The organism is Streptococcus tangpeifui, from assembly GCF_044503215.1.
Lineage (GTDB): Bacteria > Bacillota > Bacilli > Lactobacillales > Streptococcaceae > Streptococcus > Streptococcus tangpeifui.
On sequence record NZ_CP172427.1, the window covers coordinates 915627 to 942311 of the forward strand.

Consider the following 26685-nt stretch of genomic DNA (forward strand, 5'->3'; position numbering starts at 1 on the left):
CCCTATTTTTCTGTGACTTGTTTAACGGTTTAGCACCTTTTTTATTTATTAAAGAGTTGATAGTAGAAACCTTGTTTTTTTAGTAGATCTTGATGAGAACCTGATTCTATGATTTTTCCCTGATCAAGAACAACGATTTTGTCTGTTCGCTCGGAAATGCTAAGTCGGTGAGCCACGAAGATAATTGTTTTCTCCGTCATCTGCATCAGGTTGTCAATGACTTTTTTCTCAGTTAAGACATCCAGCCCGCTGGTAGCTTCATCTAAAACCATAATCGGAGACTTGGTCAGTAGGGCGCGGGCCAGTGCGATCCTCTGCTTTTGACCGCCAGATAGACCGGCTCCATCAGATAATTCCGTTTGATAGCCAAGGGGCATCTGCTCGATATCTCTTCTGATTTCAGCCAATTCACAGGCTTTCATAATATCTTCTTGTGAAACAGATTCATCTGCTCCTAGAGTCAGGTTGTCTAAAATACTGCCAGAAAAGATATAAGGTTGTTGGGGTAGATAATTGATATAGCGCCGCAATAGCTTCTTATCCAAGAGATTAGTATTTAGCCCATTAATGGTGATTTCTCCCTTGTATGGTTGGAAGAAGTTGACAATCAGTTTGGCCAATGTTGTTTTACCGGAGCCACTGATACCAACTAAACTGATTTTTGAGCCCCTATTAATTGTAAGATTAATGTCTGTCAGAGTATCACGGCCAAAACCATATTTATAGGAAACATCTGAAAAAGCGATCTTGCCATCTAAGGCTGAATGATCCACCTTAGTTGTTTTTTTATCGAATTCCGATGACACAAGATAAACTTCATTGAGTCGGTTGTTGGCTACTTTAGCTGACTGCAGTTTTGTCTGCAAATTGATGATATTTTCCAATGGATTGGTAAAGTAGGTTAAAAGCGAGTTATAGGCAATGAGCTGACCGATAGAGATCCTATTGGACATAACTAGTTTAGAGCCAAACCAGAGGATGGTGACATTTAAAATAAGCTGAGCAGCCTTTTTCAAAGCTGTCTGCAGCACTTCATACTTATGACGATTGAAAGATTTGTCAAGATAGTCAACGAACTCGTTATCAACATTGCGATAGCGCGTGTCTTCGCTGGTCAGCGATTTAATGGTTTCCATCCCATTGATATCTTCGATAATAGCAGAGCTGACCATACTGTTAGCTTCCATAACCTCTTGGTTCATCTTTTCAAAAGGCTTCATAAAAGCAAAGATGATAACGGTATAGATTGGAATCGACAGCAAGGTCAAGAGAAAGAGATTCGTATTTTGAAGAAAGAGGACAGCCCCAATAATAATCAAGATAAAACAATCCAGAAAGATGGAAAGGATGGTCGAAGCGAGAGCATCAATGATGGCATTAGCATCCGAAAAACGTGAGGTAATCTCACCCGTCCGTCTAGTCGCAAAAAATGACATAGGGAGAGAGAAAATGTGGCGGATATAGGCTAAAATCACATCAATACTAAGTCTCTGACTGAGGACAGTTAAGAGATAGTCCCGTGAGAAGGCCATGATTTGCTGGATAATATAGGTAATGACCAGACCTACCGAAACGATAGTCAGAGTCGACAGCATCTGATTGGGGATATAGTTGTCCAAAATACCTTGGAGGTAGTAGGAACCTAGAATATCAATTAGGGTTACTAAAAGACTAGCAAGGCTAATCTGAAAGATAAGTCCCTTTTGCTTCAGGATAAGGGGGATAAAATTCAGTAAACCATTTTTCCTATCCTTATGAGGTTTGTAAGCAGGTTCTGGAGCTAAGAAGATGGAAACACCGTCCCATTCTTTTTCAAAGGTTTCTTTCTTCATTTTGGTAACCTTGACTGTAGGATCAGGATCACCAATAATGAAGTGATTTTTCTTGGCCTTGTAAACTACATAGTAGTGTTGCAGTTTTCCTTCTTTATTGACATGGACGATAAAAGGAAAAGGGATATCCTTTTCGTCAAAGAGGCTCATATCAGCTCGAACAGCTTGGGTCTCAAAGCCTATAGCTTTGGCAGCTTCAACAATCCCCAGAGCTGTCGTTCCTTCTTTATCGGTCTTAGCCAGTTCTCGCAAGTGCGCTAAGGAATAGTTAGAGCCATAATATCTGGCAACGGATGCCAGAGCAGCTATTCCGCAATCTCTAGCATCAATCTGGGGAATAAATTTGTAAAAGTTCATAAAAACTCCTTTATTAAGATATAAAGAGCGCTAACAAACCTATATAAAAATAGGAAATTGACACAGTGCCACTAAAGCACAAGGAAGTTTATCTTTTTTAGCTCGTGTTTAATGAGGAGCGCAATCAGAATTATTGTGCCATAAAATCTCTCTAAAATTTTATCCAAGTCATGAAACGGCCTTATTTTGTCGTGAACGGGAAAATAAAACTATGACTAACTTGAAGCAATGCCCGTTCACTACATATTTTGGCCGTTTCACGACATAAACGTGCACAGCTAAAAATTTTTGGTATCCTATAGGTGTCGCTTGCAAGAGACAAAAAGAAAGCTATCTGGAATTGATTAGCCAGATACTTTTCAGCAAATTTAACTCTAGAAGCTACAAACTTCTCAATGCAGAAGTAGGTTTATCCTTTTGAGGTTATTATATATCTAAAACATTCAAACATAAGAAAGTTGAAAATATAAAAAAATTAATTTCATATTTGAGAATATCAGGAAAGACTAGATTTTAATGGTAAGATAATAACCGTAAAGCGATTAATCAATTTACAAAAATTTATTATGTTAATAGACTGGTTTAGCTAGCTAGTTTAATAACAATGTTTAAGGAGGTAGCAAAATGAAAACACAAGCTATTGAAAAATTTGATGTAATGGATATTGAAGACCTTGCCACTGTTGAAGGTGGAGCGATTATTAACATTGGTTATCAATTTGCTCGTGGCTTTGCTGATGGTTGGATATCAAAATAACAATAATGAGGTGATTACATTGAAAAAAATAACAGAAAGTAACAATTTAAATAATAAAGAGTTAGAATCTATCGTAGGTGGAGGGAATATTATTTATAAAATTGGTAAATTTTACGGTAGCTATACTCGTGGATTATGGGACGGAATTGTTGAGTAGAAGAGGTAAATAATATGTTAACAATGGATAGTAAGACTTATCAAATAGTAAGCGAAAGTAAACTCGCAACAATCGCTGGTGGTCATAGTACGGCCTATAACATTGGTAAGACAGAATCAAGGCTTGGTATGGCAGCACTTAACATTTTTTCAGTTTTCAAATAGTATGATCAATAATATTAGGAGTGAAAATGAAAAATAGTGAACGAATAATTTGGTGCTCTGCTTTCACTTTCTTTTCAGTTGCTTTAGTAGCTCGACTATTGATTAATCAGCTTTCTCATCCTTTGGGATTATTATTATTGATATCAACAGTAGTAGCTACTGGAAAGCAAGCCTTCATAAAAAAATAGAGCCAATCTCTATCGGCTTTACCGTCTAAATGAGTTTTTCTCATTTGGACGATAAAGCTTATAGCAAAGTCTTAATTTTATAAAACTGAAAAAGGAGTTTGTTATAATACAATGGCAATTGAAAAATTTGATGTAATGAATATTGGAGGCCTTGCCACTGTTGAAGGTGGAGGAGCAGGTGGTGTTCTTACCTGGGGAGGTCTCTTAACAGCCTACGGTTTGGGTTATGCTGCTGGTCAGACAGTTTATAATTTGACTCATTAATTTATTTGATTAAACAAACAAGGGGGAGCTACAGCTCTCCCTGTTTGCTAATATCCTAACTGTTAAGTTGAATATGGAGGATTAAAAATGATAAAAGATAGAAAAAGCTTAAGCCCCTCCTTCTTTTTAGATAGGAGTAAAGTCTTAGTGCTTATGTTACTTTTGCTTTTTGCTCTTATGGCTGCAAAAGCTTATATTAGTATGCAAAAAAACACAAGTTTGATTGATGATGCTTTTGAAATTGTTTTATTTTGTTGTTTATTAATAGAATGGATTTCTAGGAAGAAAATAAAATTGCAAGCTAGTCGTTTGCATACTAGGCGACTATTAGCAAAAATTTTTCTAATTGGCTTTATCGTGTTAGCTATCATAGATTTTGGGCTATACATAGTAAAAGATAACCACTTTATTAATATATATCTTATTTTAATGTTTTTAATATCTATTGGTTCATTAGTAGACTGGCTTAGTGAAAAGTTAAAGAGGTAGTTGTTAATAAGATTGTCTTTTAATAGTGGCTTAATTCAAGTGTATCACTTAGGCTTTCGCAACAGTTAGTAGCATAAGTAAAAGGAGCCAATAATTATGAAGTGTTCTACTCAGACTTCGGTAATTTAGCATACCTAGGGGGAGGAGTAATAGGAGTGACTTTTGGATTGTGGGGAGAAAAAATTGGTTTTCTTGTTGCCGAATCCCAACATATCTTTTGATCAAATATAAAATGTTTTGTTTAAAGTAGAAAGGTTTTTTATGTCTAAATTAAAGTGGTTTTCTGGTGGAAAAGAAAGACGGGATAATGCATTGGACTTACTTGAGTCTATAATTATAGAACTAAGAGAGATAGACGGTAGTGAATCCTTACAAAAATTTTTATTAGCTTATAAGGAAGAGCTTGAAAAGCAAAAGGCACCGATCCCAACAATTCTTAGCCGTTTTAATATAGAGCTATCTGAGGCACTTAGGAATAGCAATATTATTCTAAACAATAAGGTGAGGGAGCAGTTAGATTCTATAAGAAAGTTGTCTTATATAAGATATGGTTATTATTAAACCCTCTCATAGAATTTAATTTTGATGTACACAAAAAATTGTCATTGTTATCAGAAAATTCATAACTTATCAATGGTGGTAAACATTGGCAAGATTGTCTTTACACTCAGGTTAAGTACAACATACTAATTGGATGGAATTGGTATCAAAAGTTGTAAGTTTCTTAGTAGATAAGTAAAAGGAGCCAATAATTATGAAGTGTTCTACTCAGACTTCGGTAATCTAGCATACCTAGGGGGAGGAGTAATAGGAGTGACTTTTGGATTGTGGGGAGAAAAAATTGGTTTTCTTGTTGCCCTAGTTTATGTTCTGGCGGTTTTGTTGTATAAGCTTATTTTAAGAAAAAATAGACAGTAAGACAGTTGGGCGAAAGTTGGAAGATTTCAACTTTCGCTTTTATGAATCAATAAGAAATTATGGTATTGCTACTAAGTGAGGTTAAATATAGAATCTAATGTGGCCTTAGTCTGTTTTATAATATTTCATTTTTTAAAATGGGTCGAATTTTGTCCTGAATAGACGTTTTAAAAATATGCAATCAAGAGTATAAGGATTTTAGCTGTAGTAGCAATTTTTATTGGATAAACGTGGCGATTTATTCAACTGAATTGCGGCAAAAAATCTTTGTTATAATCGATGTGCCTCTGTTTTCTTATGTAACCATTAGCGATGAAGGGTGTATACATACTAAGTAGTCACTTAGTGTAAACTATAGATCTACTCATACTTTGCAACCTACAAGGAATTTAGTGAAACAAATTATTTTTAGAGGTGCCTTATATTTAATTAAATTAAACAAAAAAGATGAAAGGAAACGTTACTTATGAATCGTTATAAATCATTATTACTATTCTCAGCAACAGCTTTGCTATTAGTGGGAGGTACAACTTACGCTGATGAAGTGAGTCAAAATGCTGACCAAGGGCAAGTACCTGCAGCTACTGCGCAAGCTGATAGCCAAGCTAGTCAACAAGCTACAGCTAATCAGCAGTCCAACCAAATTGAAACAAATCAACAGGAACAGCTGCTGACAAGTTCCGAAGAAACTTCACAATCACAGGATTCTACGGCTAAGCAGGAAGAAGATACTCGCTCTAATAATCAAGAGGAAGTATCAGCTAATCAGGATCAACAAGTTACGGAATCTACAGCTGATGTTAGTACTGTAGCAGATAGTGATAGTCAAGAAGGTCAGGAGGCCCCTGATATTTCAACGGAAGAATATGAGGCAAATGTTGCCGGCCTTAAACAGGTTACAATGGCAGACGTTTATCACATGTTTGATGACCCGGACGGCAGCTATACCCTCTATTTAGGCCGCCCAACCTGTATCTATTGTCGGAAATTCTCACCTGTCATCAAGGACTTTAATAGTCTTTCTGGCGGGCAAGTCTATTACTACAATACAGACAGCACGGATTTTAGCTCAGTTGCTAAGGAATTTCTAAGGAGTAAAATCGGCGTTTTTGTGACACCAACGGTACTCCATCTTGAAAAAGGACAAATCGTTTCTGGTCAGTTAGGCAGTGGCGGTACGGCTCAAGACTTGTATAACAAGGTATTTAAATCTACAGATACTAGGCCCGATACCTCTCAGGAAGTTACACCTAGCCAGCAGTCCCCAACAGCGAATGAGAAAGCAGCTGAACAGACTACCGATGCAACTGTGAAAGCGGCAGATTCCTCATCAAAGACCAGTGACCAATCGCAAACAAAAGAAGTGGTGAAATCAGAAAAGTTAGATACGAATACTTTAACGAAGGTTATCAATAAAGTTTTGACACTTTTTGATAGGCTCTTGGTCAAGTTTAGAGCTTAAACTATCACTCGCAAAGGTGTCCATTCAAGATAGTTTTTTGAATTGTCCAGTCAAAATTTTCCGTTCACGACAAAATATGGCCATTTCATGATATAAAGATTGGGAAGGTTTATAAAAGTGGTATAGTAATAGTGTAAAATTTGTGCTGTCGGCTACAATAAAAATGGGTATTCTACCCCAAATAGAAAAGGAGACATTTATGATTTCAATTGAAAAACTTGAAACGACCCTCAAATCTTTAAACATGACGGTGTTTGTCTGGAAGATTTTGAGCCTTGTTTTCGATGTCTTTGGAATTATTGGTTACTACACCAATATAGCTTCCCTAAAGAACGGGACTTACGAAAAGGCGGGACTGTCCAGTCAGCAGATCGAGCAGGCGCGTCAAGCTGTGGCACCATGGTTTTTGGCTAGCTATTTACTCGCCCTCGTTCTCAATGCCGTTATTATTTATCTGCTCTTTAAGAATCACAAGGCTATTAAGAATAAGGACTATATTAGCTATTGGCCTTATTACTTGAGTTTAGGTTTCCTGATTCTGCCGGTTATTACTCAAATGATAACTGGCTTTGGATGGCTGGCAGTAGCTATTTATCTTGTCCAAGCAGTGATCATTGTCTTTACCTATCTCAAGGCTAAACAGCTTAATGAGGTTGGTTAATGAAAAGAGAGGCTCGGCTTCTCTTTTTTAAGAATCATAATGGCTGGAATGACCGTTCATGACATATTTTGGCCCTTTCATGACATTGGTCTCATAATCTATTTAAAATAGTCTATAATGAAGGTATTCATTTTAGTGAGCTTGTCTCCCTAGGTTAGAAATAGGAGAGGTAGTACAAGAAAGCTTTGAACTTTAAAGTAATTTTTAGCCTTTAAATTCAGGATGACAACGTTTTCTTGTTGACGGATTTTTGCTGATGTATTATACTTATATTATGAGAATAGTACAAATAGATAATCTTACAAAACTGTAAGGGAAGACTTGAGTATTATTGCTACAATTGACTTAGGAAGTTCTTGTTGAGAACATCTAGTCGTTTAATGTTTTTACAGTTGCTTCAGAGATAGTCAAGAAGTTTGGAAGACCTGATAACCAGTCTATTAAACTCTAGAGGATTTCTATCGAGATCATGGAACTTCATGAACTGATTGGGCTTTCTCTCGCATCTTTAGAAAAGGAGTAATCAAATGACGCGTACACGGAAGAAAAAGGCCATGTCTAAAAAGAAGAAATGGTCTCTGATAGGGGTTTCCATTCTAGGAGCTCTGGTTATTGCTTTTATGATCGTTAAGGCCTTCTTGGGGGGCGGTGCTCAAACGACCCAATATAAAACAGCCAAGGCTAACAAGGGCAGTCTAGCTTCTGCAACTATTTTGTCTGGTAAAGTTAAGTCTGTATCTGAGCAATATGTCTATTACGAGCCAAGCAAGGGCAGTAATCCTACCATTCCGGTGCATGTAGGCGATCAAGTTTCTGCTGGTCAGGCTCTGGTTCAGTACGATGCAACAGCGGCTCAGGCTGACTATGATAGTGCTGTTCGTGCGCTTAACAAGGCCGCTGCTGATATTCAAAACTTTAAAAATGCTAATGCTGCTGTAGCTGGAACGGCAGACTATAACAGTCAGCTGCAGGCTCTCAATGATGCTTATGCGGATGCTCAGTCTGTGGTCACTAAAGCTCAGCTGGCTCTAGATTCAACAACAGTTCTCAGCAATGTTTCCGGAACGGTCGTTGAGGTAGCCGAAAGCATTAATCCTTCTAGCCAAACCAGCCAAACTTTGGTTCATGTGGCTAGTGAAGGTCAGTTACAGATTCAAGGTACCTTAACCGAATATGATTTGGCCAATGTCAAGGTTGGTCAGGAGGTTACCATTAAGTCCAAGGTTTATCCTGATAAGGAGTGGACTGGTACCATCAGCTATATTTCAAACTACCCAAATGAAAAGTCTGATTCGAGCAGCGGTGACAGTCAGTCAGGCTCTAGTTCAGGTTCATCGTCCTCTTCAGGTTCAACCTATAAGTATAAGGTCGATATTACCAGCGATATTGGTGATCTCAAGCAAGGTTTTTCAACATCGATTGAAGTTAAGAGTGACAGTGAAGCTATTTTAGTGCCTGTCAAAGCCGTGACGACAATTGGCGATCGGTCTTATGTTTGGGTTTACGATAAGAAATCTGGTAAGATTTCTAAAACTCAAGTAACGTTGGGTAATGCCGACGCTAAGCAACAGCAGATTGTTGCTGGTCTTGACGAAGGTAAAACAGTCATTGCTAATCCAAGCAAGGACTTCAAGGATGGACAAAAGTTGTCTCAATCAGATATGGCATCATCTAATAAGGGGTGAGGACTATGGCTGATCAAAAAGTTTTAATGGCGCTCACAGGAATCACCAAGTCTTACCAGAACGGGGATCAAGAACTTCAGGTCCTGAAAGGCATTGACCTGACTGTTAAGGAGGGGGAATTTCTGGCCATTATGGGCCCTTCGGGTTCTGGGAAATCAACCTTGATGAATATCATCGGTCTTCTGGACAAGCCAACCTCAGGTGAGTATACTCTGGCTGGACAGGCTGTTGAACGATTGTCTCCTAAGGAACAGGCCCGCGTTCGCAACGAGGAGTTGGGATTCGTCTTTCAGCAGTTTTTCCTCTTATCCAAGCTTAATGCTCAAGATAATGTCGAGTTGCCTCTGATTTATGCAGGAGTTGGTGGTTCTCAAAGACGCAAATTAGCCCAGCAGTATTTGAAAAAGGTTGAATTGTCTGATCGCAGCAAGCACCTGCCATCTGAGTTATCAGGCGGACAGAAGCAGCGGGTGGCTATTGCCAGAGCTCTGGTAAACGATCCGTCAATCATCTTGGCCGATGAACCAACAGGAGCTTTGGATACCAAAACTAGCAATCAGATTTTGGAACTTTTATCTCAGCTCAATGAGGAAGGCAAGACTATTATCATGGTTACCCACGAGCCTGAAATTGCTGACTATGCCAAGCGTAAGATTGTTATTCGTGACGGTGAGATTACCCAAGACACGACCGAAAGTGTCCGGATTGATTAGGGAGGTTTATGATGCAAAATTGGAAATTCGCCCTTGGTTCAATCATGGGGCACAAGATGCGCTCCTTTCTGACAATGTTGGGGGTTATCATCGGAGTGGCGTCAGTGTCAGTTGTTATGGCCATCGGGACAGGCATGCGAAATTTTATTGGCGACCAAATTAGTAAATATCAGCATGATGTCCAAATCTATTATTCTTCTGATGAGGATCAATATCAAGATGAAGGTTTTGGAACTGATTCAGCTAGTAAGAATGCTCCAAAAATTAAAGAAGAATGGCTTCAAACAATATCAAAAAATGTTGATGGTGTCAGTGGATACTATGTAACGAATACGACTAATGCCGATGTTTCTTATAGCAGTAAAAAAGCAAAATCAGTAACACTGACAGGAGTTAGCAGGACATATTTTGATGTAAAAAAATATAAGGTTGTTGCTGGTAGGCGTTTAGAAAAATCTGATTATACGCAATTTTCTCGTTACATCATGATTGATGAAGTTTTAGCTGGGAAACTATTTTCAACTTACGATGCTGCTCTTAATAATATTATTGATGTTGGTGGGAAACAATATCGAGTTGTAGGTGTTTATAAAGATCCCGATGCGGGTTCATCTGCTTATGGAATGAATTCAGGTGGTAATGCTATTTTAACTAATACTCAGTTAGCTTCAGAATTTAATGTTGATGAAATTGGCGGTGTCTATGTTCACATACCTGATGTTATTAATTCTTCATCATCTGGTAAAGAAGCAGCTAAACAACTGACCAAGCTGTCAGGTGCTAAGGAGGGTCACTTTAAGACTTTTGATCTCAAGAAGGTTATTGCCAGTGCTAATGCTCAGTTGGCCGGAATTACTTTGTTTATTGGGATTATTGGCGGAACCTCTCTTCTAGTAGGTGGTATTGGTGTTATGAATATTATGCTGGTATCTGTAACTGAACGGACACGAGAAATAGGGCTGCGTAAGGCACTGGGTGCTACTCGTCAGAATATCTTGCTTCAATTTTTGATAGAATCTATTATGTTAACATTGATTGGTGGTATAATCGGACTTGTTCTAGCCTATGGCTTAGTTGGTCTATTAGGAAATTCAGAAGGCCTAGTCAATCAAATAGGTAAGCCTATTATTGCTTTTAGGACTGTATTAACAAGTATCTTATTTGCGGTATTTGTCGGTATTGTCTTTGGTATTCTACCAGCTAATAAGGCCAGCAAGCTGGATCCGATTGAAGCACTGCGTTATGAATAGCCGAACATTTTATCCTAAAACGGTATTGAACGATCTCTTAGAGGTCGTTTTCTTTTGGAATTTTTAACTGAATAATGGCGATGGACTCAGTTTTTAGAAAGTTAAGAAGATGATTTTAATGATAAAACTATTTTATTCTTAAAAGCTTATTTTGTATTGTTGATAGGACTATTATATATTTTTATGATAACTGTCAAAAAGTTAACAAAGCCATTGCATATTGATTGACAGTCTCTTCGTAAAAGAAGTAGAATGTTTATATTAACTTTAATTTTAGCAAGATAATCTCAGTTTTTTGTTCGTAATTAACGAATATTTGGGAGAGAGTTAGTTGCTGATTTTTAGAAAGAGGTATGATAGCTGTTATGAAACATTCTATTAAGGAAAAACAGCGTTTTTCTATCAGAAAACGGAAACACGTCGGAGCGGGCTCAGTTCTTTTAGGACTGACCTTGCTGATGATGTCTCTGGGAGGGGGACAGGTTCAGTCAGATGATGTGATGGGGGAAGGTAATTCTAGCTCTGCTGCTCAAGTTACAGAGAATCCTGTAGCTGGTCCAGCTGCTAGTCCTACTGAAGATAATCAATCTGCTTCCGATGCTTCCGCTAACGCTAACCAACCAGAGAAGTCAGATGCTGAACAAAGTAAGGCCAGAACGGTAACGATTACCTATACCGTTGTTTATGTTAATGGGTCGGGTCAGGAAATTTATCGTACAACCAAGACTAAAACAATTACAATTGAGGGAGATAGTCCTGCTAGCTTGACGGTTACGGAGGATGGTTCGGCAGATTTGGCTAACTCTGCTTTGGTCAATTATGAATTAGCGGCTGGTCCAACTAGTCAAGTTGTTACTGAGAATGCTGACAATACTGTAACTGTACAGGTGAAGGAAAAGACAGCAGAGGAAAATAAGGTGACGGAAGCCAACTCTGACCAGAATTCAGAGTCTGCGACAGTGCCTGCCTCGGTATCTAATGTTAATGATGAGAAGCAAACAGTATCTGCAGACCAAACGCCTGCAGCACAGAGTGAAGCTGCCTCAAATCAGTTAGGAAATCCATCAGATGCAACAGAAGTGGCTAAACCGGCTGTTGAACTGAGTCCTGAGGAAAGTCAGCCCTTAGTTCGTGATTTGCTGCGAGCTTCTATGGTTGCTGCTAATAGCCTTGATGATGCGGTAACGGTCCCGGGGAATCCAGCAGATGCTGAAACGCCTTCAGATCCAGAGGAAGTTGCTGATATTTCAGGAACTGGCATTAGCAAGGTTAATTTCTACAATGAAGATGAACTGGTTTCGACACAGTACGTTAAATCGGGGGATTACCTCTTAGAGCCAAATGTTCCTGAATCAGGGGATAAGGCTTTTAAGGGCTGGCTTTATAATGGCCAAATTTTGGATTTCACTAAACCAGTAGATTTTCCGGTTGGTCAAGAAGTCACTGTCACGGCCAATTATTCTGATACTGTTCGTGTCACCTTCAAAAATGATGATGGGATTATTGTTTCTGTTAAGGAAATTCCAACAGGGTCAAGGACTAACGCTAATGATGTAGCCATTTTGTCGCCTAAGGATTCCTTTATCTTTTCACATTGGTCAACATCACCTAACGGCAGTGATGCTTTTGATTTTTCAACTGCAATTAACAAGGATACTACTCTTTATGCTGTGATTAAGAATCAAAAAACGATTTCTTTTGATTCTAATGGGGGGACACCTGTTAATAATGTTTATGTTGATTCGGGAAGTTTAGCTGATAATCTAGGCAGTCTGCCCGTACCAACTCGTCAAGGGTATAATTTTAAAGGTTGGGTGGATAGCAAGACTGGTCAGAACATTGATGAGACGACCGATATTACCCGTGACTATCGTCTGCAAGCTCAATGGGAGGCTAAAACTGATACACCTTACATGGTTGTCCATTGGATTGAAAACCCGACCGGTCAGCATGAGGTAAATGGTATTCAATATACGGTCGGGACGATTACTAACGAAACCGGAAGGACTGATGAGCTGGCTACTTATACAAAGCCAGATTTCTTTTCTGCCTATACCTTATCGGACTACCAGCCTGAAGTAGGTGTGGTGAAGATTAGTGGAGATGGTCAAGCTACTCTTAATGTCTATTATGAGCGCCGTAAGTATGATCTTACGGTAGATAATTTTGGTGCTGTTACTGTTTATCAGGTAAAATGGGGAGAGCCCTTAACACAGTATCTGGAAAATAAAGGTGTTCCTTCTTGGAGTATGTATAATCGTGATAGTCCAGGAGGAAGCCTTTTAGCTCGGACCAACTATCCAATGCCAGCCATGGATACTACGGTTAGAGCTACTAGTCGAAGATTTTCGGCCCGTCCTAACATGTACTATATCGATATTGATACAGGGGAAACCTTCTATCAGCAGCAAATTAATTCTAATATCGGGGCGACTTTAAATCTGTCATCAAATGTGGAAGGCTATGACTTTGTTAATTTTGCTGGTCAGCCACGAGGTGTTCGACAATTAATTGTTAGCGATAGCGATATTTGGGCCTATTTTAAAAAGAAGACCTACAATGTGGCTTTCATCACAGACAGTGATATCCCAGACAGTCATACCATGGTTCCTTATAAATCTAGTGTGACAACTTTGGTCCCAACCAATATGACTCCTTATGTTACTAAGAAGACTGATGACCATGGTATTAATTATGTCTTTACTGGATGGTATGACAATGCAGCAACTAGCGGTAATCCTGTTGATTTCTCCAATGTAACGGTGCCTGCTGGTGGTTTGGTTTATTATGCTGGCTGGACTAAGGAATATGTTGAAGTGACGGTTCATCGTGATACTACTCTGGATAAGGATGACAAGGATAAATATGTTCTTTTGGTCAGCTCGGGTAATAATGTTCTCAATACCGATAACAAATATGCCCAAATAGATGCTGATGGTCATTCGAAAAAGGATGAAAATAATAGTCCGATCGTTGACAATAGCAAGACCTTTAACGGTAAGTTGGACGTTAACGATAAGACTAATTATGATGGAACAACTCTAGAGCCAATTTGGTACAAATTGGTGAATGGCCGTTTGGAAAAAGCTAACTTAGCTGATGAAATTATCGATCCTGGTACAATTTTGGTGCCAGTCTGGGAGTACAAGACAAAGAGGGTTGCGTACAATGCTAATGGCGGCAGCCAACCGCCTGCAACTGAAGATCTGGAGTTCATGCGGAATGTTATTATTGCTGAACAAGGTGAGATGGCTGCTCCAAGCCAAGAGTATGTCTTTACGGGCTGGAATACACAGGCAAATGGTAGCGGTAAGACCTACCGTCCAAAAGATCTTCTTGGCTTCAACCAATTTTCTGGAGACAGTTTGACCCTTTATGCACAATGGCGTAAAAACCCAGACTATGATTTTGCAACGGTAACTTATAATCCTAATGGGGGCAATGGTTCGGTTGTTAGTAAACATCACAAGACAAATAGTCCCATTTATATTCGAAATCAAGGCTATTCCCGCCCCGGTTATAACCTCATTGGTTGGTCAACCAAGGAAGGAGCCAAAGAAGGGGATGAGCAATATGCGACTGGTGCCAAGATCCCAGTTAATAATCAGACGCTTTATGCAGTTTGGACCGAAAAGCTGGCTGCTGATGTGGTAAATCCTAATATCCTCACTGATAAAACCGATGCTGGAGATAAGGTGGTTGTAACTCCTAATAAAGAAGATGCTGTAATTAGGCCAAGTGCTGTGATCAATGGTTTGTCGGTAGATAGCAATGGTCATCTTGCGGGGCGGGCTGATGTTAAGGATTGGAACAGTAATCAAGATGAAGAGCGAAACTTTAATCTTTCTGTTACAGTAACCTTGCAAGTTACTCGTCCAAATGGTAATTCAACTAACGAAACCATTACTGTCAATGTGCCTGTTACCATTCAACGCGATACGGATGGCGATAGTATCCCTGATGTTAATGATAATGACGATGATAATGATGGTCTTCCAGATGATAAGGATAAGAATCCGAAAGACAAGGACACCGAATCTCCAATCATCTCGGCAGATGACAAGACAGTAACCGAGAAGACCTCGTTTGAAATTCCAGTCAGTGTGACTGATAATGATGATCCAGAGGCTAAGGTTACCGAGGTAACTGGTCTGCCTAAGGGCGTAACTTATGATTCGGAAAATGGCAAGATTTCAGGTTCTGCCGACCAAGAAGATTGGTCAAACGATCAAGATGAGGTGCACACTTACCCTGTAACGATTAAAGCTACCGATGGTGCTGGCAACGAAAGTACCAAGGAAATTACCATCACGGTGCAACGTGATACGGACAACGATGGCACGCCTGATGTTAATGATAATGACGATGATAATGATGGCCTTCCAGACGATAAAGATAATAATCCAAAATCAAAGGATACTGAAGGACCAGTTATCACAGCCGATGATAAGACGGTGACTGAGAAGACACCATTCGAGGTGCTGGTTTCTGTCATGGATAACGACGATCCGGCAGCTAAGGTAACAGACGTTTCAGGCCTACCTAAAGGTGTTGACTATGACTCCGATACTGGAAAGATTTCAGGTTCTGCCGACCAAGAAACTTGGAGCGGTGACTCTGACGAAGTTCATACTTACCCTGTAACGATTAAAGCTACCGATGGTGCTGGCAATGAAAGCACCAAGCAAATCACGATTACGGTACAGCGTGATAGTGATGGTGACGGAGAACCAGACGTGACTGATCCAGATGATGATAACGATGGCCTTCCAGACGATAAGGATAATCATCCAAAATCGAAAGATGCCGAAGGTCCAGTTATCACAGCTGATGATAAGACAGTCACAGAAAAGACGCCATTCGAGGTGCCGGTTTCTGTCACCGATAACGACGATCCGGCAGCTAAGATTACTGAGGTCACAGGTCTGCCTAAAGGCGTTGATTTTGATGGGACTGGTGGTAAGATTTCGGGTTCCGCCGATCAAGAAGATTGGTCAACTGATCAAGATGAGGTGCACACTTATCCCGTCACGATTAAGGCTACTGATGGTGCTGGTAATGAAAGCACTAAGGAAATCACCATTACGGTACAGCGTGACAGCGATGGTGACGGAGATCCAGACGTAACCGATCCAGATGATGACAACGACGGTCTTCCAGATGATAAGGATAAGAATCCGAAAGACAAGGACACCGAAGCTCCAGTCATTAGTGCTGATGATAAGACAGTTACAGAAAGGACGCCGTTTGAAGTACCTGTATCTGTCACCGATAACGACGACCCAGATGCCAAGGTTACTGAGGTCACTGGTCTGCCTAGGGGTGTTGACTTTGATGAGGCTGGCGGTAAGATTTCAGGCTCAGCTGATCAAGAAGATTGGAACGGTGATACTGACGAAATTCACACTTACCCAGTAACACTCAAGGCTACTGATGGTTCTGGTAACGAAGGTACCAAGGAAATCACCATCACGGTACAACGCGATACGGACGGTAATGGCACGCCTGATGTCAATGACTCAGACGATGATAATGACGGTCTTCCAGATGATAAGGATAAGCATCCGAAATCGAAAGATGCCGAAGCTCCAGTCATTAGTGCCAATGATAAAACGGTAACCGAAAAGACCTCATTTGAGATTCCTGTTAGTGTGACTGATAATGATGATTCAGATGCCAAAGTAACAGACGTTTCAGGTCTACCAAAAGGCGTTGACTATGATGAAACTAGTGGTAAGATTTCTGGTTCCGCTGACCAAGAAGATTGGTCCAACGATCAAGATGAAGTGCACACTTATCCTGTTACTATTAAAGCTACCGATGGTGCTGGCAACGAAAGTACCAAGGAAATTACCATCACGGTGCAACGTGATACGGACAGCGATGGCACGCCTGATGTTAATGATAATGACGATGATAATGACGGCCTTCCAGACGATAAGGATAAAAATCCGAAAGGCAAGGACATCGAAGCTCCAGTCATTAGTGCCAATGATAAGACGGTTACAGAAAAGACCCCATTTGAAATTCCAGTCAGTGTGACTGATAACGATGATCCAGCATCTAAGATTACTGAGGTCACTGGCTTGCCAAAAGGCGTGACGTATGATTCGGCAAGCGGTAAGATTTCAGGCTCAGCTGACCAAGAAGATTGGTCCAGCGACCAGGATGAAGTGCACACTTATCCCGTCACGATCAAGGCTACTGATGATGCTGGTAACGAAGGTACCAAGGAAATTACCATCACGGTACAGCGCGATACGGATGGTGATAGCATTCCTGATGTCGATGACTCGGATGATGATAATGACGGCCTTCCAGATGCCAAGGATAAAAATCCGAAATCGAAAGATGCCGAAGGTCCAGTTATCACAGCCGACGATAAGACAGTAACTGAGAAGACACCGTTTGAAGTACCTGTATCTGTCACCGATAACGATGATTCAGACGCCAAAGTAACAGACGTTTCAGGTCTACCAAAAGGTGTTGACTATGATGAAACTAGTGGTAAGATTTCTGGTTCCGCTGACCAAGAAGATTGGTCAAACGATCAAGATGAAGTGCACACTTACCCTGTAACGATTAAAGCTACCGATGGTGCTGGCAACGAAAGTACCAAGGAAATTACCATCACGGTGCAACGTGATACGGACAGCGATGGCACACCAGATGTCAATGATCCAGATGATGATAACGATGGTCTTCCAGATGATAAGGATAAAAATCCAAAATCGAAAGATACGGAATCTCCTATCATCTCGGCAGATGACAAGACGGTAACCGAGAAGACTCCGTTTGAAATACCAGTCAGTGTGACTGATAACGATGATCCAGAGGCTGGGGTTACTGAGGTTACAGGCTTGCCTAAGGGTGTTGACTATGACTCCGATACTGGAAAGATTTCAGGTTCTGCTGACCAAGAAGATTGGCCCAACGATCAAAATGAAGTGCACACTTATCCTGTTACTATTAAAGCTACTGATGGTGCTGGCAATGAAAGCACCAAGGAAATCACGATTACAGTTCAGCGTGACAGTGATAGTGACGGAGAGCCAGACGTGACTGATCCAGATGATGATAACGACGGCCTTCCAGATGATAAGGATAAGAATCCAAAATCGAAAGATTCCGAAGGTCCAGTTATCACAGCTGATTATAAGACGGTGACTGAGAAGACACCGTTTGAAATTCCAGTTAGTGTGACTGATAATGATGATCCAGATGCTGGGGTTACTGAGGTTACAGGCTTGCCTAAGGGTGTTGACTATGACTCCGATACTGGAAAGATTTCAGGTTCTGCCGACCAAGAAAATTGGAGCAGTGACTCTGATGAAGTCCACACCTACCCAGTAACGCTCAAGGCTACCGATGGTTCTGGCAACGAAAGTACCAAGGAAATCACCATCACGGTACAACGCGATACGGATGGTGATGGCACACCTGATGTCAATGACTCGGACGATGATAATGACGGTCTTCCAGATAACAAGGATAAGCATCCGAAAGACAAGGATACTGAAGGTCCAGTCATTAGTGCCGATGATAAGACGGTTACAGAAAAGACACCGTTTGAAATTCCTGTCAGTGTGACTGATAACGATGACTCAGAGTCTAAGGTTACCGAGATCACTGGTCTGCCTAAGGGTGTAACTTATGATTCGGAAAATGGCAAGATTTCAGGTTCCGCTGACCAAGAAACTTGGAGCGGTGACTCTGACGAAGTTCACACTTACCCTGTAACGATTAAAGCTACCGATGGTTCTGGCAATGAAAGCACCAAGGAAATTACCATCACGGTACAGCGTGATACGGACAGCGATGGTATGCCTGATGTCAATGATTCGGACGATGATAACGATGGCCTTCCAGATGATAAAGATAAGAATCCAAAATCGAAAGATACTGAAGGTCCAGTTATCACAGCTGATGATAAGACAGTCACAGAAAAGACCATATTTGAGATTCCAGTTAGTGTGACTGATAACGATGATCCAGAGGCTAAGGTTACTGGGGTCACAGGTCTGCCTAGGGGTGTTGACTACAGCTCCGATACTGGTATGATTTCAGGTTCCGCTGACCAAGAAACTTGGAGCAGTGACTCTGATGAAGTCCACACCTACCCAGTAACGCTCAAGGCTACCGATGGTTCTGGCAACGAAAGTACCAAGGAAATCACCATCACGGTACAACGTGATAGCGATGGTGACGGAGAACCAGACGTGACTGATCCCGATGATGATAACGATGGCCTCCCAGATAACAAGGATAATAATCCGAAATCGAAAGATACTGAAGGTCCAGTTATCACAGCCGATGATAAGACAGTGACTGAGAAGACATCGTTTGAAATTCCAGTTAGTGTGACTGATAACGATGACCCAGATGCCAAGGTTATTGAGGTCACAGGTTTGCCTAAGGGTGTTGACTATGACTCCGATACTGGAAAGATTTCTGGTTCTGCCGACCAAGAAACTTGGAGCAGTGATTCTGATGAAGTTCACACTTACCCTGTAACGATTAAAGCTATCGATGGTTCCGGCAATGAAAGCACTAAGCAAATCACCATTACTATTCAGCGCGATACAGACAGCGATGGCATGCCTGATGTCAATGATTCGGACGATGATAACGATAATCTTCCAGATGATAAGGATAAAAATCCAAAATCGAAAGACACCGAAGGTCCAGTTATCACGGCAGGCGATAAGACAGTCACAGAAAAGACGCCATTCGAGGTGCCGGTTTCTGTCATGGATAACGATGATCCAGACGCTAAGGTTACTGAGGTCACAGGTCTGCCTAAGGGTGTTGACTACAGCTCCGATACTGGTATGATTTCAGGTTCTGCCGACCAAGAAACTTGGAGTGGTGACTCTGACGAAGTTCATACTTACCCAGTAACGATTAAAGCTACTGATGGTTCTGGCAACGAAGGTACCAAGGAAATCATCATCACGGTACAGCGCGACAGTGATGGCGACGGAGATCCAGATGTGACCGATCCAGATGATGATAATGACGGCCTTCCAGATGCCAAGGATAAAAATCCGAAATCGAAAGATGCCGAAGGTCCAGTTATCACAGCCGACGATAAGACAGTTACGGAAAGGACTCCGTTTGAAGTACCTGTATCTGTTACCGATAATGACGACCCAGATGCCAAGATAACAGACGTTTCAGGTTTACCTAAAGGCGTTGACTATGATGAAACTAGTGGTAAGATTTCAGGTTCTGCTGACCAAGAAGATTGGAGTGGCGATTCTGATGAAGTCCACACTTATCCCGTCACGATTAAGGCTACTGATGATGCTGGTAACGAAGGTACCAAGGAAATTACCATTACGGTGCAACGTGATACGGACAGCGATGGCACACCAGATGTCAATGATCCAGATGATGATAACGATGGCCTTCCAGACGATAAAGATAATAATCCAAAATCAGAGGATACTGAATCTCCAATCATCTCGGTAGATGACAAGACAGTAACCGAGAAGACCTCGTTTGAAATTCCAGTCAGTGTGACTGATAATGATGATCCAGAGGCTAAGGTTACCGAGGTAACTGGTCTGCCTAAGGGCGTTAACTTTGATGAGGCCGGTGGTAAGATTGCTGGTTCTGCCGACCAAGAAACTTGGAGCGGTGATACTGACGAAGTCCACACTTACCTTGTAACGATTAAAGCTACCGATGGTTCCGGCAATGAAAGCACTAAAGAAATCACCATCACGGTACAGCGTGATAGTGATGGTGACGGAGAACCAGACGTGACTGATCCAGATGATGATAACGATGGTCTTCCAGATGCCAAGGATAAAAATCCGAAATCGAAAGATGCCGAAGGTCCAGTTATCACAGCCGACGATAAGACAGTAACTGAGAAGACACCGTTTGAAGTACCTGTATCTGTCACCGATAACGATGATCCAGAGGCTAGGATTACCGAGGTCACAGGTCTGCCTAAGGGTGTTGACTATGACTCCGATACTGGAAAGATTTCAGGTTCTGCCGATCAAGAAGATTGGTCAAACGATCAAGATGAAGCCCACACTTACCCTGTAACACTCAAGGCTACCGATGGTGCTGGCAATGAAAGCACTAAAGAAATTACGATCACAGTTCAGCGCGATACGGATGGTGATAGCATTCCTGATGTCAATGATTCGGACGATGATAACGATGGTCTTCCAGATGATAAGGATAAGAATCCGAAGAGCAAGGACACTGAAGATCCAGTCATTAGTTCCAATGATAAGACGGTAACCGAAAAGACCTCATTTGAGATTCCAGTTAGTGTGACTGATAATGATGATCCAGATGCCAAAGTAACAGACGTTTCAGGCCTACCAAAAGGCGTTGACTATGATGAAACTAGTGGTAAGATTTCAGGTTCTGCCGATCAAGAAGATTGGTCAAACGGTCAAGATGAAGTGCACACTTATCCAGTAACGCTCAAGGCTACTGATGGTGCTGGTAACGAAAGCACTAAGGAAATCACGATTGCAGTTCAGCGTGACAGTGATAGTGACGGAGATCCAGACGTGACTGATCCAGATGATGATAATGATGGTATTCCAGATGATAAGGATAAAAATCCAAAATCGAAGGATGCCGAAGGTCCAGTTATCACAGCCGACGATAAGACGGTCACAGAAAAGACACCATTTGAAATTCCTGTCAGTGTAACCGATAATGATGATCCAGAGGCTAAGGTTACTGAGGTCACCGGTCTACCTAAGAGTGTTAATTTTGATGAGGCTGGTAGTAAGATTTCAGGTTCTGCTGATCAAGAAGATTGGTCAAACGATCAAGATGAAGCCCACACTTACCCTGTAACACTCAAGGCTACCGATGGTGCTGGCAATGAAAGCACTAAAGAAATCACCATTACGGTTCAGCGCGATACGGATGGCGATAGCATTCCTGATGTCGATGACTCGGATGATGATAATGACGGCCTTCCAGATGATAAGGATAAACATCCGAAAGACAAGGATACTGAAGGTCCTGTTGGCAATACAAGTGTTGAGAAGGCTCTTAAACCAAATGACACTGCTCAATCGCATCAAACTATCAATCGATCTTCTTCGGAAGCGAACTTGCCTAAGACAGGAGACTCGAATAATTATTTACCTTTAGTGGGTGTTATCTTCTTACTGTCAGCTTTAACATTCTTTGCTACCGGAAAAAGAAGAGAAGGTGATGAGGAGGATGTACTTTAATCTTTACATTGCTTGAGAGATTAAAAAAAGAATAAAACAAGGTTGGTATGATCGTTCCAACCTTGTTTTTATACGCAAAGGAATTTCCCATTCTCTAACCCAGCTACCGCAGTAGCATTGATTGCTACAGTTCTTATCGTGACAAGGTGCGGATAACTCAAAAAATGGATAAAACGAAACTTTTCACAAAAGTACAACAAACTGAAAGAAGATGCAAAGTCCTTAAGTAGTGTTTCAAAGAAAATTAGGAAGTTTGTTTGACGCAGGGTCGTTAATTGAAAGGCTTAAGGAAAACAGTTCTATTTTCGCAGCAGCATAGGTGTATTCGGTTTGCAATGACGTTTTTCAGATTGGTGATAACATCAGTTGCAGGAAAGTTTTTTTAAGAGGCCATTCGATTTTAAATTCATTTATATGTGTTTTCAGCCCAATTCATGAAGCATATCTTAGTAAAAGATAGACTTTGAGACTGCACTGCTCGTTTTTTCTTCAAATAGTTCTTAGCCATTCAGCGAGAAACTTTTCTCCATTGGCTGTATGCTATGTTATTTTTTTGCTCTTACTGTATAAGTGATATAATGGTTTTATCATTCGATTGTGCTTTACGTTGACTGCTTTTTCAAAGCTTAGCAAATGAAGGTTAATTTTATGAAAGATGCTCATTTTAAGCGTTCTCTGAGGTTTAGCTACCAACTTTATCAGAGCTTTAGTGATGTTTTTCCTTTTGCGATGATTTATGCCTGGCTGGCCATTTGTCAAAATCTTTTTGTTTCAGAAAATTCCTTTTTGGCAGAGACCTGTCAATGGGATTTTTATCTGCAAGAGTGGTGGCTGTTTTTATCTCAGACACTGGGAAATGTTTTGCGGTTCTTGATGATTTTTATAGCCGCTTATTTTGTGGCCAGTTTTATTAGACGTCATTTAAGCTTTATGAAGCGAGAATTCTACCTGACTAGTCTATTAGGGTTTCTGGTCACTTGGCTCTTTTTAGCTAGGATGGGGCAGGGGGTGGATCTTCTCGGTCCCAGTCAGCCATTTTGGTTGTTTTTGTTAGTTATTGCTTTTGTATTTCTTCTTGGGGTTAAGATTTGGCCTTTTAAATCTTCAGCTTTGTCTTATGTGGGTTTAGGAGGAGTGCTTCTCTTGATTTGTCTCGGTTCCAATCTTTTGAAGCGCTTCCCCAGCTTTAAACCAGAATATCTCTTGCAGATGGGCTTTTCGAATTGGTTGGGGGGTGGTCCTAGTCATTTGTGGCAGGTCCTGTTCTGGTCTTTATTGGCAATTTTTATGTTGAACTTTGGCTTTCTGGTTCCTAATGCCCTCCTGCACCCTTATACTGAATTAACAGTTGTAGGGGAGAATCTCGATGCAGCCCTAAGTCAGGCAACTGACAAGATTCCCCATCTTTTTACTCTTTATACCTTAAAAGATAGTTTTGCCATGTTTGGCGGAATTGGTCTCCTTTTGGCTCTCTTACTTGCTGTGTTGATTGAAAGTCGTAAAAGGGCCAGTTCACACTACCGTCAATTAGCATTATGGACTCTTGTTCCTGTAATTTTTGATCAAAATCTTCCCTTCCTTTTAGGGCTGCCAGTTATCTTGCAACCTATTTTGTTGCTTCCTATGATTTTAACAACTCTTTTAGCAGAAGGCTTAGGTGCCCTTTGCTTACAAATAGGCTGGTTAAATCCGGCAGTTTACGCAGTACCTAATGGCACTCCCAGTCTACTCTTCGGTTTTTTGGCATCCAATGGGGACTGGCGTTACCTCTTGGTCACTGCTCTGATCTTGATTCTGGCAGTATTGATCTACTTACCCTTTGTCAGACTTGTCTTGAAAAGAGAACATCAAGCTGCTGAATGGATAGAAAGAGTGGACTCATGAAAAAGCACCTGAAATCTCTGGCTTTTTCCCTCGTTGCTCTTCTTTTAATAGTCATGACAATTTTGGGAAAAGCCTATGTTAATGAAGTAACCAGACACAAGACCAAGCTTTATAATTCGCAAATGATTCCAACGATTTTAGTGCCAGGTTCAGATGCGACTCAAGAGCGTTTCAATGGACTGCTAGCTAGTCTGAATGAGCGTGGTCAAAGCCATAGTATTCTAAAACTAACTGTTAAAAAGGACGCGTCCATCACTTATTCTGGCAAGCTTAATAGCAAGGATCAACATCCATTTATCGTTATTGCTTTTGAAAATAATCAGGACGGCTATGCCAATATTAAGAAGCAGGCGGAGTGGCTTGACTTGGCTCTGACAACCTTGCAGGATAGGTATAAGTTCAAGCGCTTCAATGCTATTGGTCATTCTAATGGTGGACTCAACTGGACCATTTTTCTTGAGAAGTATTACAGCAAGGAGGATTTTCAAATACAAACCCTGCTGACGATTGCTACTCCTTATAATTTTGAAGAAACTAATATTTCCAACAAGACCCAAATGCTTAAAGATTTGATGGCTGCAAAAGAACTGATTCCAGAAAATTTGACGGTTTATAACCTTGCAGGTACGACGTCTTATGATGGGGATAAAATTGTCCCTTTTGCCAGTGTAGAGACTGGGAAATACATCTTTCAAAAGACGGCTAAACACTATACTCAAGTAACCGTATCAGGAGACGAGGCTAGCCATTCTGATTTGCCTAGCAATCCTGAAGTCATTCAATATATTGCTGAAAAAATTGTGATGGAACGTCCAGATAGGCTAGTAAAACCTGATCGTTAAATGGGGCAATTTATTTTGAAAAACGGTTATTTCTATAGAATTGTTTTTCAAAATCATAAGGGCTAGAGGTTAGTATGAAAGTGAGGAAACAATAAAAACAATTATTCTTACAGGTGGAACCTCGGGCATCGGATTAGAGCTAGCTAAACTGCTCGCCAAAGAAGCCAGACGGATATTTCAGATTGCCTGAAATTAAACAAGATTATCTCAGGCTAAAGCAACCTTGGAAGCCTGAAATGCTAATCTTGAAGTTTTTACTATTAGTGCTGAATTATCAACAATCGAAGAGATTCACCAGTGTATCCAGCAGGTTGAGGTTTTGGAGCTGAAGATCGATAGTTTGATTAATCATGTTGGCTATGGCGGCAAATGGTTTGGTTGACGGTCTTCCTTTAGATACTGTTGAGCGAGCTGTGGTGACCAATGCTATGACGGCAACTCTAATTACTCAGGCCTTTTTACCTGTCAGTGTTAAAAATCAAGGGAATATATTCTCTATTGAAGTGGGGCAGCGACTCATACTCTGCTTTACTGTTGGCAAAAATCTTATTTACGGTCTTGTCAGAGGCCTTCGAGTTGATTTAAAAGGAACAGGCGTTCCTATTACAAAAATTTAACCGGCCCTTGTTGCCATGAATTTTGGAGACAGTAGCGGTGACTCTGTCTCCTCGCAAGATTTTGCGGACAATAATCCTTTCAGAAGAGTTGAAATTACACCGCAGCAGTGAGTCAAATCGCTTATCGCTTAAAGGTGCAATAAATTTATTACCTAGGATTCGGCCATCGCTTCCTGATTCGCCTGACCAAGCACATTCTTGGTCTGCTAATGGAAAAATGCTTCAAAAATTTATTTCACGCTAATATTTTGTCTGAGACAATGATGAAGCGCTGAGATTTCGGCTGACTAATTTTTAGGGCTGTCAAGATTTTTTCTTGACAGCCTGTTTTCTTTCTGCTATACTGTTCACGTAAAGTCATGGGAGAAGCTATGGCTAAGCAAGAATTATTATAGAAAAGAGACTTAAACATGTCAGTAAAAATTCGTTTGACTCGTATGGGTTCTAAGAAGAAACCTTTCTACCGTATCAATGTTGCTGATTCACGTGCACCGCGTGATGGCCGTTTCATCGAAACAGTCGGTACTTACAATCCATTGGTTGCTGAAAATCAAGTAACTTTGAAGGAAGACCGTATCCTTGACTGGATGTCTAAAGGGGCTCAACCTTCTGACACTGTTCGTAATATCCTTTCACGTGAAGGTATTATGAAAAAATTCCACGATTCTAAATACTCAAAATAAGACCTTAGCTTATGGATACCATTGAAAATCTTATTATCGCTATCGTAAAACCTTTGATTTCAAAGCCAGATAGCTTCAGTATCAAAATTGAAGATGGTCCTGAATTTATGGAGTACCATCTGGATTTGGACCCTCAGGATATTGGTCGGATTATCGGCAAAAAAGGTCGAACTATCACAGCGATAAGGTCGATTGTCTATTCGGTACCCGTTGAGACCAAAAAAGTTAGAATCATTATCGATGAAAAGTAGCAGAAGTGTCTGTTACTTTTTTATCTGTTTAGATCCTTTCCCTATTTGGAAAAGCCTTATACAAGATACTAAGCTGTTAAGTGACCCAACGAAATTTAGGGAGCTTGACGAAGAATCCCTAAAGATCATAGGAAAGCGAGTCTAATTTCACAGAGTCGTAGGCGTGTTCATTTAGGCAGAACTTCTAATGATGACTGATGGCTGTCTATGATTCGCTAGCATACAATACTGTGGATTGCTCTATCAGTGACTTATAAGCTGAACGGGTTTAACGGACTGCCTTCGCCGGT

At 40.7% G+C, this 26685-nt stretch carries 18 protein-coding genes and 1 pseudogene; 18 read left to right on the plus strand and 1 reads right to left on the minus strand.

Features of this window, described 5'->3' with window-relative positions; all coding sequences use genetic code 11:
• Positions 1–41: 41 nt before the first annotated feature.
• Complete coding sequence (locus tag ACFSN5_RS04225) at positions 42–2189, minus strand: peptide cleavage/export ABC transporter (protein ID WP_165212824.1); 2148 nt, start codon at positions 2187–2189, stop codon at positions 42–44.
• Between the two features lie 624 nt (positions 2190–2813).
• Here ACFSN5_RS04225 and ACFSN5_RS04230 point away from each other — a divergent pair.
• The 18 genes and pseudogenes from ACFSN5_RS04230 to ACFSN5_RS04315 all read left to right on the plus strand — a co-directional run.
• Positions 2814–2882: pseudogene (locus tag ACFSN5_RS04230) on the plus strand (ComC/BlpC family leader-containing pheromone/bacteriocin); the annotation flags it as partial.
• An 82-nt stretch (positions 2883–2964) separates the two neighbouring features.
• Positions 2965–3102 carry a bacteriocin gene (locus ACFSN5_RS04235; protein WP_165212827.1) on the plus strand — a complete coding sequence of 46 codons (138 nt, stop codon included), beginning with the start codon at positions 2965–2967 and terminating at the stop codon, positions 3100–3102.
• Positions 3103–3116: 14 nt separating this feature from the next.
• Complete coding sequence (locus ACFSN5_RS04240; protein ID WP_165212829.1) at positions 3117–3266, plus strand: hypothetical protein; 150 nt, start codon at positions 3117–3119, stop codon at positions 3264–3266.
• A gap of 26 nt (positions 3267–3292) precedes the next feature.
• Positions 3293–3454: a hypothetical protein gene (locus tag ACFSN5_RS04245; RefSeq protein WP_165212831.1), complete on the plus strand. Its 162-nt coding sequence runs from the start codon at positions 3293–3295 to the stop codon at positions 3452–3454.
• A gap of 111 nt (positions 3455–3565) precedes the next feature.
• Positions 3566–3718 carry a class IIb bacteriocin, lactobin A/cerein 7B family gene (locus tag ACFSN5_RS04250; RefSeq protein ID WP_165212833.1) on the plus strand — a complete coding sequence of 51 codons (153 nt, stop codon included), beginning with the start codon at positions 3566–3568 and terminating at the stop codon, positions 3716–3718.
• Between the two features lie 87 nt (positions 3719–3805).
• Positions 3806–4207 (plus strand): hypothetical protein, encoded by a 402-nt coding sequence (locus ACFSN5_RS04255; RefSeq protein WP_165329413.1) that lies wholly within the window; start codon positions 3806–3808, stop codon positions 4205–4207.
• 261 nt (positions 4208–4468) lie between these two features.
• On the plus strand, positions 4469–4768 hold the full coding sequence (locus ACFSN5_RS04260) for a bacteriocin immunity protein (protein ID WP_165329412.1): 300 nt from the start codon (positions 4469–4471) through the stop codon (positions 4766–4768).
• Between the two features lie 823 nt (positions 4769–5591).
• Entirely contained in the window at positions 5592–6587 is a 996-nt protein-coding gene (locus tag ACFSN5_RS04265; protein WP_165212839.1) for a thioredoxin family protein, read from the plus strand.
• A gap of 199 nt (positions 6588–6786) precedes the next feature.
• On the plus strand, positions 6787–7248 hold the full coding sequence (locus ACFSN5_RS04270) for a hypothetical protein (RefSeq protein WP_165329411.1): 462 nt from the start codon (positions 6787–6789) through the stop codon (positions 7246–7248).
• A gap of 527 nt (positions 7249–7775) precedes the next feature.
• Positions 7776–8933: an efflux RND transporter periplasmic adaptor subunit gene (locus tag ACFSN5_RS04275; protein ID WP_004227085.1), complete on the plus strand. Its 1158-nt coding sequence runs from the start codon at positions 7776–7778 to the stop codon at positions 8931–8933.
• Between the two features lie 5 nt (positions 8934–8938).
• Positions 8939–9646, plus strand: a complete 708-nt coding sequence (locus ACFSN5_RS04280) for an ABC transporter ATP-binding protein (RefSeq protein WP_165212845.1) — start codon at positions 8939–8941, stop codon at positions 9644–9646.
• Between the two features lie 11 nt (positions 9647–9657).
• Positions 9658–10896 carry an ABC transporter permease gene (locus ACFSN5_RS04285; protein WP_004228084.1) on the plus strand — a complete coding sequence of 413 codons (1239 nt, stop codon included), beginning with the start codon at positions 9658–9660 and terminating at the stop codon, positions 10894–10896.
• 365 nt (positions 10897–11261) lie between these two features.
• Positions 11262–22118, plus strand: coding sequence for a putative Ig domain-containing protein (locus ACFSN5_RS04290; RefSeq protein WP_165329410.1), 10857 nt, complete (start codon positions 11262–11264; stop codon positions 22116–22118).
• A gap of 648 nt (positions 22119–22766) precedes the next feature.
• Positions 22767–24002, plus strand: a complete 1236-nt coding sequence (locus ACFSN5_RS04295) for a PTS sugar transporter subunit IIC (protein WP_165212967.1) — start codon at positions 22767–22769, stop codon at positions 24000–24002.
• Positions 23999–24844 carry an alpha/beta hydrolase gene (locus ACFSN5_RS04300; RefSeq protein ID WP_165212969.1) on the plus strand — a complete coding sequence of 282 codons (846 nt, stop codon included), beginning with the start codon at positions 23999–24001 and terminating at the stop codon, positions 24842–24844. Before ACFSN5_RS04295 ends, ACFSN5_RS04300 begins: the two co-directional genes overlap by 4 nt.
• A 350-nt stretch (positions 24845–25194) precedes the next feature.
• Positions 25195–25461, plus strand: a complete 267-nt coding sequence (locus tag ACFSN5_RS04305) for a hypothetical protein (protein ID WP_241154230.1) — start codon at positions 25195–25197, stop codon at positions 25459–25461.
• A 410-nt stretch (positions 25462–25871) separates the two neighbouring features.
• Positions 25872–26144 carry a 30S ribosomal protein S16 gene (rpsP, locus tag ACFSN5_RS04310; protein WP_165212971.1) on the plus strand — a complete coding sequence of 91 codons (273 nt, stop codon included), beginning with the start codon at positions 25872–25874 and terminating at the stop codon, positions 26142–26144.
• A gap of 11 nt (positions 26145–26155) precedes the next feature.
• Complete coding sequence (locus tag ACFSN5_RS04315; protein ID WP_004229971.1) at positions 26156–26395, plus strand: KH domain-containing protein; 240 nt, start codon at positions 26156–26158, stop codon at positions 26393–26395.
• Positions 26396–26685: the final 290 nt, after the last annotated feature.

Excerpts from the sequence above, each read along its gene's own strand:
- ACFSN5_RS04225 (WP_165212824.1), bottom strand. The coding sequence starts at position 2,189 with ATGAACTTTTACAAATTTATTCCCCAGATTGATGCTAGAGATTGCGGA.
- ACFSN5_RS04240 (WP_165212829.1), top strand. The coding sequence starts at position 3,117 with ATGTTAACAATGGATAGTAAGACTTATCAAATAGTAAGCGAAAGTAAA.
- ACFSN5_RS04245 (WP_165212831.1), top strand. The coding sequence starts at position 3,293 with ATGAAAAATAGTGAACGAATAATTTGGTGCTCTGCTTTCACTTTCTTT.
- ACFSN5_RS04250 (WP_165212833.1), top strand. The coding sequence starts at position 3,566 with ATGGCAATTGAAAAATTTGATGTAATGAATATTGGAGGCCTTGCCACT.
- ACFSN5_RS04255 (WP_165329413.1), top strand. The coding sequence starts at position 3,806 with ATGATAAAAGATAGAAAAAGCTTAAGCCCCTCCTTCTTTTTAGATAGG.
- ACFSN5_RS04260 (WP_165329412.1), top strand. The coding sequence starts at position 4,469 with ATGTCTAAATTAAAGTGGTTTTCTGGTGGAAAAGAAAGACGGGATAAT.
- ACFSN5_RS04265 (WP_165212839.1), top strand. The coding sequence starts at position 5,592 with ATGAATCGTTATAAATCATTATTACTATTCTCAGCAACAGCTTTGCTA.
- ACFSN5_RS04270 (WP_165329411.1), top strand. The coding sequence starts at position 6,787 with ATGATTTCAATTGAAAAACTTGAAACGACCCTCAAATCTTTAAACATG.
- ACFSN5_RS04275 (WP_004227085.1), top strand. The coding sequence starts at position 7,776 with ATGACGCGTACACGGAAGAAAAAGGCCATGTCTAAAAAGAAGAAATGG.
- ACFSN5_RS04280 (WP_165212845.1), top strand. The coding sequence starts at position 8,939 with ATGGCTGATCAAAAAGTTTTAATGGCGCTCACAGGAATCACCAAGTCT.
- ACFSN5_RS04285 (WP_004228084.1), top strand. The coding sequence starts at position 9,658 with ATGCAAAATTGGAAATTCGCCCTTGGTTCAATCATGGGGCACAAGATG.
- ACFSN5_RS04290 (WP_165329410.1), top strand. The coding sequence starts at position 11,262 with ATGAAACATTCTATTAAGGAAAAACAGCGTTTTTCTATCAGAAAACGG.
- ACFSN5_RS04295 (WP_165212967.1), top strand. The coding sequence starts at position 22,767 with ATGAAAGATGCTCATTTTAAGCGTTCTCTGAGGTTTAGCTACCAACTT.
- ACFSN5_RS04300 (WP_165212969.1), top strand. The coding sequence starts at position 23,999 with ATGAAAAAGCACCTGAAATCTCTGGCTTTTTCCCTCGTTGCTCTTCTT.
- ACFSN5_RS04305 (WP_241154230.1), top strand. The coding sequence starts at position 25,195 with ATGTTGGCTATGGCGGCAAATGGTTTGGTTGACGGTCTTCCTTTAGAT.
- rpsP (WP_165212971.1), top strand. The coding sequence starts at position 25,872 with ATGTCAGTAAAAATTCGTTTGACTCGTATGGGTTCTAAGAAGAAACCT.
- ACFSN5_RS04315 (WP_004229971.1), top strand. The coding sequence starts at position 26,156 with ATGGATACCATTGAAAATCTTATTATCGCTATCGTAAAACCTTTGATT.